The 13,593-nt window shown below is 71.7% G+C and carries 15 protein-coding genes; 10 read left to right on the top strand and 5 right to left on the bottom strand.

Translation table 11 applies throughout. The features are described 5' to 3' along the window. From CKO28_RS23055 to CKO28_RS23045, 3 genes are all read left to right on the top strand, one after another. On the top strand, window positions 1-614 hold a 614-nt coding region (locus CKO28_RS23055; RefSeq protein ID WP_200343247.1), incomplete at its 5' end, for a LolA family protein. A gap of 6 nt (window positions 615-620) precedes the next feature. Next, a complete protein-coding gene (locus tag CKO28_RS23050) occupies window positions 621-3,008 on the top strand; it encodes an MMPL family transporter (RefSeq protein WP_200343246.1) in 2,388 nt (795 codons plus the stop codon). 224 nt (window positions 3,009-3,232) lie between these two features. Next, window positions 3,233-3,469: a superinfection immunity protein gene (locus tag CKO28_RS23045; RefSeq protein ID WP_200343245.1), complete on the top strand. Its 237-nt coding sequence runs from the start codon at window positions 3,233-3,235 to the stop codon at window positions 3,467-3,469. A gap of 10 nt (window positions 3,470-3,479) precedes the next feature. Here the strand turns inward: CKO28_RS23045 and CKO28_RS23040 are convergent, their stop codons facing one another. The 4 genes from CKO28_RS23040 to CKO28_RS23025 all read right to left on the bottom strand — a co-directional run bounded on the left by CKO28_RS23040 (window position 3,480) and on the right by CKO28_RS23025 (window position 6,653). Then, on the bottom strand, window positions 3,480-4,907 hold the full coding sequence (locus CKO28_RS23040; RefSeq protein WP_200343244.1) for a dipeptidase: 1,428 nt from the start codon (window positions 4,905-4,907) through the stop codon (window positions 3,480-3,482). After that, window positions 4,907-5,293 carry a hypothetical protein gene (locus tag CKO28_RS23035; protein ID WP_200343243.1) on the bottom strand — a complete coding sequence of 129 codons (387 nt, stop codon included), beginning with the start codon at window positions 5,291-5,293 and terminating at the stop codon, window positions 4,907-4,909. The genes CKO28_RS23040 and CKO28_RS23035 overlap by 1 nt, the downstream gene beginning before the upstream one ends. Window positions 5,294-5,491: 198 nt before the next feature. Continuing rightward, window positions 5,492-6,187, bottom strand: a complete 696-nt coding sequence (locus tag CKO28_RS23030) for a hypothetical protein (protein ID WP_200343242.1) — start codon at window positions 6,185-6,187, stop codon at window positions 5,492-5,494. Window positions 6,188-6,455: 268 nt separating this feature from the next. Then, the gene (locus tag CKO28_RS23025) at window positions 6,456-6,653 is read right to left on the bottom strand and encodes a hypothetical protein (protein ID WP_200343241.1); all 198 of its coding nucleotides are present in this window, start codon (window positions 6,651-6,653) and stop codon (window positions 6,456-6,458) included. A 195-nt stretch (window positions 6,654-6,848) separates the two neighbouring features. On the opposite strand from CKO28_RS23025, the gene CKO28_RS23020 reads away from it, so the two are divergent. The 4 genes from CKO28_RS23020 (at window position 6,849) to CKO28_RS23005 (ending at window position 9,672) form a co-directional block, all read left to right on the top strand. Continuing rightward, a complete protein-coding gene (locus tag CKO28_RS23020; protein WP_200343240.1) occupies window positions 6,849-7,217 on the top strand; it encodes a PilZ domain-containing protein in 369 nt (122 codons plus the stop codon). A 55-nt stretch (window positions 7,218-7,272) separates the two neighbouring features. Further along, complete coding sequence (locus tag CKO28_RS23015; protein WP_200343239.1) at window positions 7,273-7,686, top strand: c-type cytochrome; 414 nt, start codon at window positions 7,273-7,275, stop codon at window positions 7,684-7,686. A 168-nt stretch (window positions 7,687-7,854) separates the two neighbouring features. Beyond that, the gene (locus CKO28_RS23010; RefSeq protein ID WP_207168910.1) at window positions 7,855-9,228 is read left to right on the top strand and encodes an ABC1 kinase family protein; all 1,374 of its coding nucleotides are present in this window, start codon (window positions 7,855-7,857) and stop codon (window positions 9,226-9,228) included. Then, the gene (locus CKO28_RS23005; RefSeq protein ID WP_200343238.1) at window positions 9,229-9,672 is read left to right on the top strand and encodes a hypothetical protein; all 444 of its coding nucleotides are present in this window, start codon (window positions 9,229-9,231) and stop codon (window positions 9,670-9,672) included. It abuts the gene before it with no gap. Between the two features lie 182 nt (window positions 9,673-9,854). On the opposite strand, the gene CKO28_RS23000 is transcribed toward CKO28_RS23005, so the two are convergent. Next, complete coding sequence (locus tag CKO28_RS23000) at window positions 9,855-10,847, bottom strand: zinc-binding dehydrogenase (protein ID WP_200343237.1); 993 nt, start codon at window positions 10,845-10,847, stop codon at window positions 9,855-9,857. A gap of 140 nt (window positions 10,848-10,987) precedes the next feature. Here CKO28_RS23000 and CKO28_RS22995 point away from each other — a divergent pair, with 140 nt between their 5' ends. The 3 genes from CKO28_RS22995 (at window position 10,988) to CKO28_RS22985 (ending at window position 13,307) form a co-directional block, all read left to right on the top strand. After that, entirely contained in the window at window positions 10,988-11,836 is an 849-nt protein-coding gene (locus CKO28_RS22995) for a TrmH family RNA methyltransferase (RefSeq protein ID WP_200343236.1), read from the top strand. After that, window positions 11,833-12,738, top strand: coding sequence for a class I SAM-dependent methyltransferase (locus tag CKO28_RS22990; RefSeq protein WP_200343235.1), 906 nt, complete (start codon window positions 11,833-11,835; stop codon window positions 12,736-12,738). The genes CKO28_RS22995 and CKO28_RS22990 overlap by 4 nt, the downstream gene beginning before the upstream one ends. Window positions 12,739-12,899: 161 nt before the next feature. Continuing rightward, entirely contained in the window at window positions 12,900-13,307 is a 408-nt protein-coding gene (locus CKO28_RS22985; RefSeq protein ID WP_200343234.1) for a hypothetical protein, read from the top strand. The last annotated feature ends 286 nt before the right edge of the window (window positions 13,308-13,593 follow it).

The following is a 13,593-nucleotide window of genomic DNA, read 5'->3' as shown; positions in this document are numbered from 1 at the left end:
TGCTGGCCACGCTGCCGCTGACCCCGGCGGCGCTGGCGCAGGACGCCGGCGCCGCGCCGCGGCTGGACCGGCTGACGGCCTGCCTCGCCAAGGACGGGCGCGTCGAGGTGGCGTTCCGCGAGGAGCGGCTGATCACCAGCGTCGACGAGATGCTGGAGAGCCGCGGGCGGCTGATCTACGAGCCGCCGGGGCGCCTGGAGAAGATCGTCGAGGAGCCGCGGCGCGAACGCGCGGTCATCGTGGGCGACCGGATGAGCGTGTTCGACGCCGACGGCAACGAGGTCGCCACCTTCGACCTCAGCCAGCGGCCCGGCCTGCAGGCGTCGTTCGCCGCGGTGCGCGCGCTGCTGAAGGGCGACGCGGCGGCGCTGACCGAGCGCTTCGAGGTCGCGCTGTCGGCCGACCCCAAGGCCGACGCGCCCGGTGCTTGGGACATGCGCCTGGCGCCCAAGGCCGACGACGCCGGCTACACCCTGTCGCGGATCCTGATCGACGGGCAGGGCGCGCCCGGCCTCGTCGGTTCGGACACCACCACGCCCTGCCAGGTCGAGAAGATCGACGTGCGCCTGCGCGACGGCGGCCGCCGGGTGCTGTATCTGCGGCCCGGGGTCTAGGACAGGGTGCGCGCAGGCGTCGAGGCGTTCGTCAGGGCCGGTGGGCTGGCCGCGCTGCTGCTGGCAGCGAGCGCGGGCATTTTCGCGCTGCTGCCGCTGCGCGCCGACCTGACCGTGCTGCTCCCCGACCAGCAGAGCCAGGACCTGTCGATCATGAACCAGGCGCTGCGTGCCGGCCCGGCCGGGCGCACGGTGCTGATCGCGGTCGCGCCGGAGGACCCGGACGCGCGCACGCCGGCGCGGCTGGCCGAGCTGTCGCGCGCCTACAAGGCCGCGCTGAGCGACACCGGCTATTACACCCAGGTGATCAACGGCAGCTTTTCGCTCGACGCCGGCGCGCTCGAGCCGTTCCGGAAGTACCGCTACCGCCTGAACCCGCCGCTCGACCCGGACCACTACACCGCCGACGGCCTGTCCCGGGAACTGAAGGAACTGCTGCTGGAACTGCGCGGCCTGGGCTCCCCGGTGATCCAGGACCTGATGGCCGAGGACCCGACGCTGCGCACGCTCGAGGTCGCGCAGCTGTGGCGCGACAGCGGCGGTCCGCGCAAGGTGAACGGCGTCTGGGTCGGCCAGGACGGCGAGCGCGCCGTCCTGGTCGCGCTGTCCAAGCGCGAGGGCTTCGACGTCGCCCGGCAGCGCGCCGTCGTGGCCGCACTGGAAGACGCGGAAGCGGCCGTGGAAGCGGACCACGGGCCGATCCAGCTGACCACCGCCGGCCCGCCGGTGATCGCGGTCAAGGGCCGGGCGGCGGTGAACGCCGAGACCGCCCGGCTGCTCGCCCTGTCGCTGCCGGTGGTGGCGGTGGTGCTGCTGCTGGCGTTCTACCGCCTCTCGGTCGTGCTCGCCGCCGCGGTGCCGCTGATCGCCGGCTTCGCCGCCGGCGCCGCCGCCGTCGCCGGGGTGTTCGGGGCGGTGCACGTCACCACGCTCGGCTTCGGCGCGACGCTGGTCGGCGTCACGGTCGACTATCCGCTGCATCTGTTCGCCCATCAGCGCAAGACGCACGGGCCGTGGGCGACCGCGCGCCGGATCTGGCCGGCGCTGCGGCTGGGGGTGGTGACCACGGCGATCGGCTTCGTGCCGCTGGTCTTCTCGTCGTTCCCCGGGGTCGCGCAGCTGGGCCTGTTCACGCTGGTCGCGCTGGTCGTGGCCGCGCTGGTGACGCGCTACCTGCTGCCCTGGACCGCGCAGCCGATCCAGTTGCCGGAGCCGCGCGCCGTCTGGGACCGGCTGGGGCCGCTGCACCATGCCAGCGCCCGGCTGCGCTGGCCGGCGTTGGCGCTGGCGGTGGGCTGCTTGGCGCTGATGAGCTTCAAGGGCGATGCCTTGTGGGAGGCCGATCTGCGTGCGCTGTCGCCGACGCCGGAGCAGCTCAAGCAAACCGACCGGGCCCTGCGCGCCGACCTGGCCGCGACCAACCCGCGCTTCCTGGTGGCGATCCAGGGCGCCGACGCGCAGGCGGTGCTGCAGCGCGGCGAGGCGCTTCTGCCGACCCTGCGCCGGCTGCGCGAGGCGGGCGTGCTGGCCGGCTTCGACACGCTCGCCCGCTACCTGCCGAGCCGCGCCAGCCAGGCCGCGCGGCTGGCCGAACTGCCGGGCCGGGCGGCGCTGCAGGACCGGCTGGGGCAGGCGACCGCCGGGCTGCCGTTCGAGCCCGGCACGTTCCAGCCGTTCGTCGAGGATCTGACCGCGGCCAAGCAGGCCGGGCCGGTGCTGCCGGGCGAGCTGCAGCATCCGGCGCTGCGCAGCCGGGTCGCCAACCTGCTGGTCGACACCGACGACGGCGCGCGCGGCTTCGCGTTCATCCGCGGTCTGCGCGATCCGGGCCAACTGGAACAAGCGCTCGCCGACACCGACGTGCCGGGCGTGCGCCTGCTGGACCTGAAGGCGGAGACGGAAGCGCTGCTGCGCGACTACCGCACGGAGACCCTGACGTGGATCGCGCTCGGCGGCGTTCTGGCCGCGCTCGCGCTGTTGGTCGGGCTGCGCCGGGCGCGCCCGGTGATGCTGGTCAGCGGGGCGGTGGTGGTGTCCGTCCTGACGACCGCCGGCGTGCTGGTGCTGCTGGGCACCTCGCTGACGGTGTTCCACCTGCTGGGGCTGATGGTGGTTGCGGGTCTGGGCCTGGACTACGCGATCTTCCTGCGCGAGGCGGCGGAGTCCGAACGCCCGCGCGACGCCGCCAAGCCGGACGACGGCGACACCCACGGCCGGGACGCCCGCCGGTCGGTGGCGATCTGCGCGGTCACCTCGACGGCCGTGTTCGCGATCCTGGGCGGGGCGGAATTCCCGATGCTGGCGCAGCTGGGCACGACGGTTGCCATCGGCGCGGCGCTGTCGCTGCTGTTCGGGCTGATCTTCACCGGCCGCAACCTAGAGCAAGATCGATGAAGGTCGGGTCGGCCTTCATCGTCAATTTTGCTCTAACTGCTTGAAGAGAGAGCAAGATGCGCCAAGGCCGAAACGGCCTTCGGGCTGACGGTAGCTCTAACTTCCGGAAGCAAGGGCAAGAGGCTGAGACGCGATTCCATCTTGCAGCCTCTTGCCCTGAAAGCTGGAGGTGCGACGTGACGGCCGATCTTGAAACGCCGGGCGGATGCCCGAGGTAAGGTGCCATGGACCTGGGCGGCTGGACGCTTCTTCTCCTCGTCGTACTATACTTCGTGCCGCTGTCGCTGGCGGTCTGGCGCGGCCACCCGAAGGCCATGGCCATCATGGGCGTCAACATCGCCCTCGGCTGGACGGTGGTCGGCTGGCTGATCGCGCTGATCTGGTCGCTCACCGGCCCGAACTACCGGTACGCCCCCAAGACGCAGTACCTGGACGACGACGGCGGCCAGCCGGGCGGCTGACCGCCGGCCGTTATTCCGCCGCGTCGCGCCTGGCGCCCATGGCCTGCATCCGGGCCAGCAGGGCGGCGTGGGCCTTCATGCCGTTGTCGAAGCAGGCCAGCTCGAACTTCTCGTTCGGGCTGTGCATCCGGTCGTCCTCCAGGCCGAAGCCCATCAGCAGCGTGTCGATGCCGAGGACCGACTTGAATTCGCCGACCACCGGGATCGAGCCGCCGCAGCCGATGTTGACCGGCTGCGTGCCGTAGGCATCGGCGAGCGCCTGGCGCGCGGCCTGCAGATAGGGGCTGTCGGTCGGCACCCTGATCGCCGGGCTGCCGTTGTGGGTGTGCAGTTCGAAGCTGCAGCCGGGGTGCAGCCGCTCGGCGATGAACGTGCGGAATCCGGCCAGCACCGCGTCCGGGTCCTGATCCGGGACCAGGCGGAAGCTCACCTTCGCCGAGGCCTGCGCCGGGATCACGGTCTTCGAGCCGGCCCCGGTGTAGCCGCCCCAGATGCCGTTGATGTCGGCGGTCGGGCGCGACCACAGCCGCTCCAGGAACGGCCGGTCCTGCTCGCCGCTGGAGGCGGCCACGCCGATCCCGCCCAGGAAGCCTTCGGCGTCCAGGCCGAGCGCGCGCCATTGCGCGCGCGTCTCGCCGTCCGGGTCGACCACCGCGTCGTAGAAGCCCGGAACCTGGATCCGCCCGTTGGCGTCGTGCAGATCGCCCAGCACGCGGGTCAGGGCGTTCGCCGGGTTGGGCGCGACCCCGCCGTAGATGCCCGAGTGCAGGTCGTGGCTGGGGCCGGTGACCGTGACCTCGGTGTACAGCATGCCGCGCAGCTGGGTGGTGATCGCCGGGGTATCGACGTCCCAGCTGCCGGTATCGGAGACCACCGCGACGTCGGCCTGCAACTCCTCGGCATGCTGCTTCAGGAACGGCAGCAGCGACGGGCTGCCGGTCTCCTCCTCGCCCTCGAAGAAGGCGGTGACCGCCACCGGCAGGGTGCCGTGCACCGCCTGCCAGGCGCGGAACGCCTCGACGAAGGTCATCAGCTGGCCCTTATCGTCGACCGCGCCGCGCGCCACCATGCGCCGGCCGCGCGGGCCGTCGACGATCCGCGGCTCGAACGGACCGCTGTCCCACAGCTCGACCGGGTCGGGCGGCTGCACGTCGTAGTGGCCGTAGTACAGCAGGTGCGGCGCGCCGCGGCCGGGGCCCGGATGATGGGCGACCACCATCGGGTGGCCCGGCGTGTCGCGCAAATCCGCGGTGAAACCGATCTCGCGCAGCTGGTCGACCAGCCATTGGCCGGCCTCCCGGGTCTTGTCGTTGTAGGCGGGGTCGGTCGAGACGCTGGGGATCCGCAGGAACGCCTGCCAGCGGGCCAGCGCGTTGTCGAACTCGGCCTCGAGGTGGTCCAGAACCGGCTGCAGCTGCGGGTGCGCGCCGTCTGTCATCAGGCTCCCTCCTGCCGGTCCTCGCGCTCGCTTCGGCGCTTGGCGCGCCAGGCTTCGAACGCGTCCGCGTCCGTGGGATCCGAGAAGCTGAAGTACATCTCGCGCCCGGTCCCCGGCACGTCGGTGCCGTAGCAGACGTCCCACTGCCCCGCGCAGTGCCATTCGCACCAGCTGATCTCAGGGCCCATCAGGGATTCGTCCTGAACCGGACGGGTCGCGTGGCCGACGAACACGTTCCGGTCTTTCCAGCCGTGCAGGCGCTTGCTCTCCCAGCCCTTGTGGACCGGCGTGCGGATGTCGCACAGGCGCTGGTCGTCGCCCTGCCGGCGCACCGGGGTGGTGGTCGCCGCTCCCGGCGCGGCGGTGGTCGGAAGTCGCGGGGCCATGACGGTCTCAACCCTTCTTTGCGTGTGGTCGCGGACAAGCGAACGGGCGGCACGGACCGATGGCGCATCGGCCGGCGCGGGTTCCGTGCGATCTCGGTCGAACCGTAACGTAAAGCGCGCAAGCTGGCGAGCCGGCCGCGGCGCCCGTCGTCCGCGGCCGGCTGCCGTCCCGCGATCCGGGCGGACCGGCGGCTGGCGCTACGCCATCTCGGCCGGGCGGGCGGCTTCCACGGCGGGCGCCGCGGTCGGCGCGTCGGCGACGTCGCACAGCTGGTCAAGCATCGCGACCGCCTGATCCCAGTACCAGGCCCGCCGGCTCGGCCGCGCCAGGCAGGAGACCGCGGCGATCAGGACGCGGGCGACCGATTCCGCCTGCTGCACGCCGTCGCCGTCGCGCCGCGCGGCGAGCGCGTTGCGCAGCGGCCAGATCAGCGCCGCCCGGTCCCAGTGCGGGTCCTGAACGATGCGCAACTGCTCGTCCGCCTCCGCGTGCGCCAGCTGGCCGGCCAGCGCCGCCGCGAGCTCGGCTGCCTGGGCCTGGTCGTGGCTGCGCGCGCCGGCCTGCAGGTCGGTCACGATCGCCGGCAGCAGCGTCTCGATCAGGGCGGTGTGCAGGCGCGCCTGCCGCGCGCCGTCGAGCCGGTCGGCGGTGCCGACCATGCGCGGCGCGAAGGGCCGCAGGCGCTGGCGTGTTTGCCGGTCCATCGCGTCGTTGACCGCGCGGGCGAACGCCGCGATCACCGGGGAGGCGCAGATCGGCTGATCGCCGTGCGCTTCGCCGGCGAGGCGGGCCACCAGCGACATCACGCACAGCTTCATCTGCGCCGGGTCGCCGCGGCTGCGCACCAGTTCGACGTGCTCGATCAGACGTTCGGTATGCGGCTGTTCCGTCATCGGTCCTGCGCTCCTTCACTGACCGCGCGGCCGGCGGTCTCGCCGGCGCCGGCCGCGTCGTCCGCGCGGCGGATCACCCCTGGATCACGGGATGCCGCCGCTTGAATGCTGCGTTGCGCCGCCCCCGTCCACACGCCCGCTAACGCCTCTAACTGTGGCGCAGGCTGGCACGGTCGCCAACCCACTAAACGCGTCACCGACGCCGAAAGGTCCCGATTCCGCCCGGATCAACCGGATCCGGGGCAGGCGGCCGGTCAGCTCGGGCCGGTCAGCTGGGGGAGGTCAGCGCCTGCTGGCGCTGGAACGCCGCCGTGACGGCGGCGTCGACGTCGCGGGTCTCCTCGCGGCCGCCGATCGCCGACAGCTCGATTTCCAGGGCCTGCAGCAAATGCCGGGCGACCTCCGCCTTGCCCTGCGCGCAGGCCTGTTCGTGGGCGGCGATGAGCTTGTCGCTCAGGCGTTTCATGGCGTGTGTCCAGTCGGTCGAAAGGGGGCCGCCGGGAGTGTCCGTCCCGGAGGGTTAGCGCGGCGTAAACGCCGGCCCCAGCGGGCATGCGTTGCGGGCGTGCGTTAACGGCCTGCTTACGACCGCCGGCCCAAACTGCCGGCCCAGACTGCCGGCGCTTGGCGTCGGCACCAGTGACGGGTCGGGAGCAAGCGCGTGCACAACGAACAAGAGCCGAAGGCGGGTCAACCCGTGCGCGAAGACGACCGGCGGCAGCACCGGCGGTCGCGCGTGTTGTGGGGCGCGACCCTGACCGCCGACGGCATCGACGGCGAGCTGACCTGCACGGTGGTGGATATTTCGGCCGGCGGGGCGAAGTTGATGATGAACGCCAGCATGATGGGCCGCGATCCCGACCTCCTGAGCATGGTCACCCCCGGCGCCCGGGTGACGCTCAGCGTGCGCGCCTCCGGCTCGGTGCCGGCGGAGATCGTCTGGCAGGAGGACGACCGCGCCGGCCTGCGGTTCCTGATCGATCCCGAGGACGTGCGCGCCCGCTTCCCGGGCGTGGTCCCGCGCGACTAGCTGCCGTACCCGACGGCGCTTGCGGCGGAGGCGTGGGGCGCGCAGGCTGGGCCGCATGCGCTCACACACCCGCCGACACCCCAAACGGGCAGCCGCCGGCGCCGCGCTGGCCGCCGGTCTGGTCATGCCGTGGCCGGCCGGGGCGCAGGACGCGGGCGACCCCGAACGCGGCCGGGCGATCTTCCTGGAGGCGTGCCAGCCCTGTCACGATGCCGAGCCCGGCTCGCACCAGGTCGGCCCCAGTCTGCACGGCGTGCTCGGCCGGGAGATCGGGACTGCCGAGGGCTACCGCCGCTATTCCCGGGCGCTGGAGCAGGCGGAGGGCGTCTGGACGGCCGACCGGCTGGCCCGATACCTGAGCGATCCGCGGGCGATGTTCCCGGAGCAGCGCAAGCGCTACGATGGTCTGGGGCGCGCGCAGGACCGGGTGGACCTGGTCGCCTACCTGCGCCACCTGGATAACCGGTAGCGGCGGCCGCGTCGGTGGCCGGCCGGCCTCGCTTGGCAGGTCGGGGAGGCGGCGCGTAGCGTGATCCTTGGCAATCCAAACGTGCCGCGCCAGCGTATCGACCGTGCACGACCGTGCGCCCGCGGGCGGATGCGGGAGCGCTGGGTATCACGGGACAAGGGACCGTAGATGAGCGACATCACCTCTGAAGAGACGCTCACCGGCACCCGCCGGAATCTGAAGATCGGCACCACGGCCGGCTCGCTGATCTGGAACAGTCTGCGTTCCTCGATCGGCTTCACCGGCGACCGCGACCGCCAGGCCCAGGCGCTGAAGGAGGCGCTGGGCAGTCTGCGCGGCCCGATGGTCAAGTTCGCCCAGCTGCTGGCCTCGATCCCGGAGCTGCTGCCGCCGGAGTATGCCCGCGAACTGTCCGAGCTGCAGTCCAACGCGCCGCCGATGGGCCGGCCGTTCGTCAAGCGCCGGATGGCCAACGAGTTGGGGCCGGGTTGGCGCAAGCAGTTCGCCGGGTTCGAGCTGGAGCCGGCCGCCGCCGCCTCGCTCGGCCAGGTGCACCGCGCCCAGCTGCACGACGGCCGGGACGTCGCCTGCAAGCTGCAGTACCCGAGTATGTACGAGACGGTGGAGTCCGACCTCAAGCAGGCCGGCTGGATGATGGCGATGTTCGAGCGCTACGAGGGCTCGATCCGTACCGGCCGCATCGTCGACGAGCTGAAGGCACGGATCCTGGAGGAGTTGGACTACACCCTCGAGTACAAGCGCATGGCGATGTACCGCGAGATCCTGTCGGGCGAGACCACCGTGCACGTGCCCGCACCGGTCGCGGAGCTGTCGACCGACCGGCTGCTGACGGCGGAATGGCTGCGCGGCGAACCGATCTCGGCGGCGTTCGACCTGGACGCCTACGACCTACGGACCCGCAACGAGATCGCCGTCAACGTGTTCAACCTGTGGTACCGCCCGCTCTACGACTACGCGGTGATCCACGGCGATCCGCATTTCGGCAATTATACGATCCGCGACGACAACTCGGTCAACCTGCTGGACTTCGGCTGCGTGCGGGTGTTCCCGGCGACCTTCGTGGAAGGCGTGATCCGGCTTTACGAGGCGCTGCGCGACGACGACCGGGAAAAGGCCGCCTACGCCTACCGCTGCTGGGGCTTCGGCGAACTGACGCACGGCCTGATGGAGGTCTTGAACGAGTGGGCGCGCTTCGTCTACGCCCCGCTGCTGGACGACAGCGACCGTCCGATCGGCGACCGCGAGCACGTCTCCGAGGGGCGCACCCGCCTGTCCGAAGTGCGCAAGAAGCTGTCCGAGGCGGGCGGCATCGAACTGCCCAGCGAGTTCGTGTTCATGGACCGTGCCAGCGTCGGCCTGGGCGCGCTTGCCCTGCGGCTGGATGCACGGGTCAACTGGCACAACATGTTCAACGCCATGATCGAGGATTTCGACCGGGATGTCGTCGAGCAGCGTCAGGCCGAGCTGCTGGCCCGCCACGCCCATCCGGCGGTCGATGCCAGCCGGCGCGACCTCGTCTGAATGCTGGCCCGTCTGCTCAACCGCCTGCGCGGCGGCGATCCACCCAGGGATTCGCCGGATCCGGCCGCCGACAGCCGGCGCGACTTCGTCGACCGGTTCCGTGCCGCGGTGCAGGAGGTCGCGGAAAGCGATATCCTGACCCAACTGTCCGCCGGCTACGGCGTGAAGAGCGCGGTCACCGCTTTCCAGGAACGCTACAGCAGTCTCGACGGCTTCCTGGCCCAGCCGCTCGCCGAACGCCGCGGCTACCTCGACGACCTCGCCGAGGAGAAGCGCCGGATGACCGAGAACGGCCAGGTCGAGGCGGTCGGCCACGGCCTGTTCAAAACCGCCCTCACCCTGCTCGCGACCGACCCGCCGGACCGCGCGACCTTCCGCGAATGCCTGGAAATCCTGGCCCTGCTGTCGCCCCAGGCGACGGAGCTGATTCCGCGTGACGGGTAGGGGATGTCTCCTCCCCACAAAACTGATTCCCCTCCTCCCGTGGGAGGAGGGGTTAGGGGAGGAGGTTGCCGCAGTCGCTCATGCCGCAGGCTACCTCCTCTCCCTAGCCCTCTCCTCCCAGTGGAGGAGAGGGAACAGTTTAGGGAATAAGGGGTGGCGGACAGGGGCACGTAGCCCGCCGCTCATACGTCGATATCGATGACCACCTTGCCGATCGCCTGGCCGCTTTCCAGGCGGTCGTGGGCCTGCGGCAAGGTGTCGAGCGTGAAGCGTTCGGCGTCCAGGTGCGGGCGCAGGCGGCCGGATTCTGCGAGGTCGCGGGCGTTTTCCAGGATTTCGGTGTGGGCTTCCTTGCCCTGGCCGGTCAGCATCGGCAGCAGCATGAACACGGCGTGCAGCGACAGGCCCTTGCCGTGCATCTGCGACAGGTCGCTGGTGAAAGCGGTCACGATCGCCGCGATCTGCCCGTTGACCCGGGCGAACGCGAACGCGCCCGGCAGGTCGTCGCGGCCGGTGGCGTCGAACACCGCGTCGAAGCCGGCGCCGCCGGTGTGCCGGTCGACGATCTGCTCGGTCGAGAGCTCGTGGTAGTTCGGCGCGGCGTCGGCGCCCAGGCGCTGGGCCAGCTCCGCCTTCTCCGCGCTCGACACGGTGGCGACCACATGGGCCCCGCGCGCCTTGGCGAGCTGCACGCCGATGTGGCCGACGCCGCCGGTACCGCCGCGGATCAGCAGCGTGGAATCGCCGGCGACCTGGCTGCGCTGCAGCGCCTCGGCCGCGGTGATCGTCACCAGCGGCAAAGCGGCCGCCTCGCGCATGTCGAGGTTGCCGGGCTTGGGCGCGATCAGGCGCTGGTCGGCCAGGATGTACTCGGCGTAGGTGCCGCCGTGACCCTTCACGCCGCCCATGCACCCGAACACCGCGTCGCCTTCCTTGAACCGGCCGACCCCGTCGCCGACCGCCGCCACCGTGCCGGCGCCGTCGCAGCCGAGCACGGTCGGCGAGGCCGGCGCGATGTCCCGGCCGCCGGCGCGCAGCTTGGTGTCGACCGGGTTCACGCTGGCCGCGGCCAGCTTGATCAGCACCGCGCCCGGCCCGGGCCGCGGCGGATCCGCGACCTCGGCCAGCTTGAAGACATCGGTGCCGCCGAAGGCGGTCAGGGTCTGGGCGCGCATGGGGTAAGGAGCCTCCTCGCTCGGATTGCGAAACTGCGCCGCAACCTGTCGGCCCTGGCCGGCCGTGACAAGGCCGCGGAAACGCGGCGCGCAGAGGCGGCTTGACGCTTTCCCGCTTTCGCGAAAGGAATGCGGCCGTCATGCCCGCCCAGCCGACCGCCCAAGACGCCGCGATCAAACGGATCACCAGCCCGGGCAACGCCCTGGTGAAGGCGATCCGCGCGCTGCACCAGAAGAAGTACCGCGAGGCCAAGGGACGGTTCATCGCGGAGGGCTTGCGCATCCTGGCCGAAGCGGTCGACCAGGGGCACGCGATCGAGACGCTGGTGGTGCTGCCGGAGATGCGCCAACACCGGGTGGGCGCGCGGCTGGTCGAGCATACCTTGGCGCACGGCGGCCAGGTGCTGGAGGTGAGCGCGCCCGTCCTCGCCAAGATCGCCCGCAAGGACAACCCGCAGGGCGCGGTCGGCGTCTTTCCGCAGCGCTGGGAACGGCTGGCCGACGTCGACGCTTCCGGCGATCTCTGCTGGGCGGTGCTGGAAGGCATCCGCGATCCGGGCAACCTGGGGACGATCCTGCGCACGCTGGATGCGGTCGGCGGGTCGGGGGCGATCCTGCTCGACCAGTGCTGCGACCCCTATTCGATCGAAGGGGTGCGCGCGTCGATGGGCTCGCTGTTCTGCCAGCGCCTGGTGCACACCGACTTCCCGACCTTCCAGGCCTGGCGCGCCAGCCAAGGCGGGCTGCTGGTCGGCACCTCGCTGACGGCCAGCCGCGACTATCAGCAGATCAGCTACCCGCGCCCGACCTTCGTGTTCATGGGCAACGAGCAATCCGGCCTGCCGGCCGACTACGAGGCCGGCTGCGACGAGGTGGTGCTGATCCCGATGCGCGGCCGGGCGGACTCGCTGAACGTGTCGATCGCGGCCTCGGTCATGCTGTACGAGCTGCTGAACCAGGACCGGCGGCGGACCGGAGGCGCGCGGTGAGCGGGGTCAACCTGACCCACCGGCTGCCGTTGCTGACGACGGCCGACGGCTGGGACGACTATGCCCTGCTGGACTCCGGCCAGGGACGCAAGCTGGAGCGCTATGCCGAGCAGACGGTGATCCGTCCGGAGCCCCAGGCGATCTGGCAGCCGGCGCTCGCCGACGAGATCTGGCAGGCGGCGGACGCCTGGTTCGAGGGCACCGACGACAGCGCCAGCCGCTGGGGGTTCAACGGGTCGCCGGCGCAAGCCTGGCCGATGACCTACGCCGACGTGACCTTCGAGGCGCGGTTCACGCCGTTCCGGCATCTGGGGGTGTTCGTCGAACAGGCCGCGCAATGGGACTGGTTCCGCCCGCTGATCGAAGCACGCACCGCGGCGGGCCGGCCGGTCCGGATCCTGAACCTGTTCGCCTATACCGGCATCGCAAGCCTGATCGCCGCGCGCGCCGGCGCGGAGGTGACCCATCTGGACGCGTCCAAGAAAGCGATCACCTGGGCCAACCAGAACCAGGCGCGGGCCGGCCTGGCGGACGCCCCGATCCGCTGGATCGCCGACGACGCGGTCAAGTTCCTGAAGCGCGAGGTCAAGCGCGGGCGCACCTACGACGGGGTGCTGCTCGATCCGCCGAAGTACGGCCGCGGCACCAAGGGGGAGGTCTGGCAGCTCTACGAAGGGCTGCCGGAGCTGCTCCATCTGGCGACCCGGGTGTTGAGCGCGGATGCCTTGTTCCTGGTCGCCACCGTTTACGCCATCCGGATGTCCAGCACCTCGCTGCACCACGGTCTGGCGGAGGCGCTGGATACCCGTGCCGGCGTGCTGGAGAGCGGCGAGATGGGGGTGCGCGATCAGGTCGGCCGGACCCTGGTCAGCGCCATTTTCGCCCGCTGGCAGGCGGGCTGAAGCGGCCCCGCCGGTCCAGGGCGCCGGGCGTACCGGCAGCGCGAACGAACGGGGTAGCGCTCATGCACAAGTGCCAAATCCGCGTGCCGCGCGCATTCTGGCATCGGCCCATTCCGGGCCGGGCTCCTGGCGGGGCCGCTGACGCGCGGGGAGACAGGCACATGCAGACTTACGAAATCCATTGCCGGCCGCTGGGCCGGCCCGACCTGCCGGCCGGCATGCTGTTCACGCTGGAGGGTGCGGATCACGGCGGTGTCTGGCGCGCGGCGACACAGCGCTGCTTCAACGGCGGTCTGGTGCGGTCGATCGACGGCGCGGACCTGTGGCTGGGGCCGCGCACCTGGACCGTTTGCCGCGTGCGCGCGGCCGCGCCGGCGTCGGCGGCACTCGACGCGGACGAGGACGACTGGCCGCGGCCGGATCCGGCGTTCGCCAGCCCGGCGACCCGCGAGGCCGCGATGGCGCGGGTCTACGCCGGCCGGTGTTACGAGAACCTGCCGATCCGCCGCAGCCGGACGGTCCTGGCGTTCGCCGGTCACGGCCGGCCGGTCGCGCTGCGGCTGGTGTGAACCGGACACGGTTCAATCGGCCCATGACGGGCCGGCCAGAGGGCGGGCCGGCCAGGGCGGCGCCATAGCCGGCGGCCGCCCGTGGCGCGCTGGCCGCGTCCTTGTTGGGGCAGGCGCGCCCGTGTCCGGCCGCGGCAGCAGGGCCCGCGTTCCAGCGAATGGTGTCAGAGTAGCCGCCGGCCGCCCGCGCGGAGCGCCAAGTAACGCGTAGCGCGGGCGGCCGGCGGCGGCCATCGGGTGTCTCCGTTACGGTTGGGTAGAACAACCTGACCAACGGCAAGGGAGA

Source organism: Rhodovibrio sodomensis, from assembly GCF_016583645.1.
GTDB classification, from domain to species: Bacteria; Pseudomonadota; Alphaproteobacteria; order Kiloniellales; family Rhodovibrionaceae; genus Rhodovibrio; species Rhodovibrio sodomensis.
Note: the sequence above shows the minus strand (reverse complement) of the source record. Positions and strands in the feature narration are given on the sequence as shown.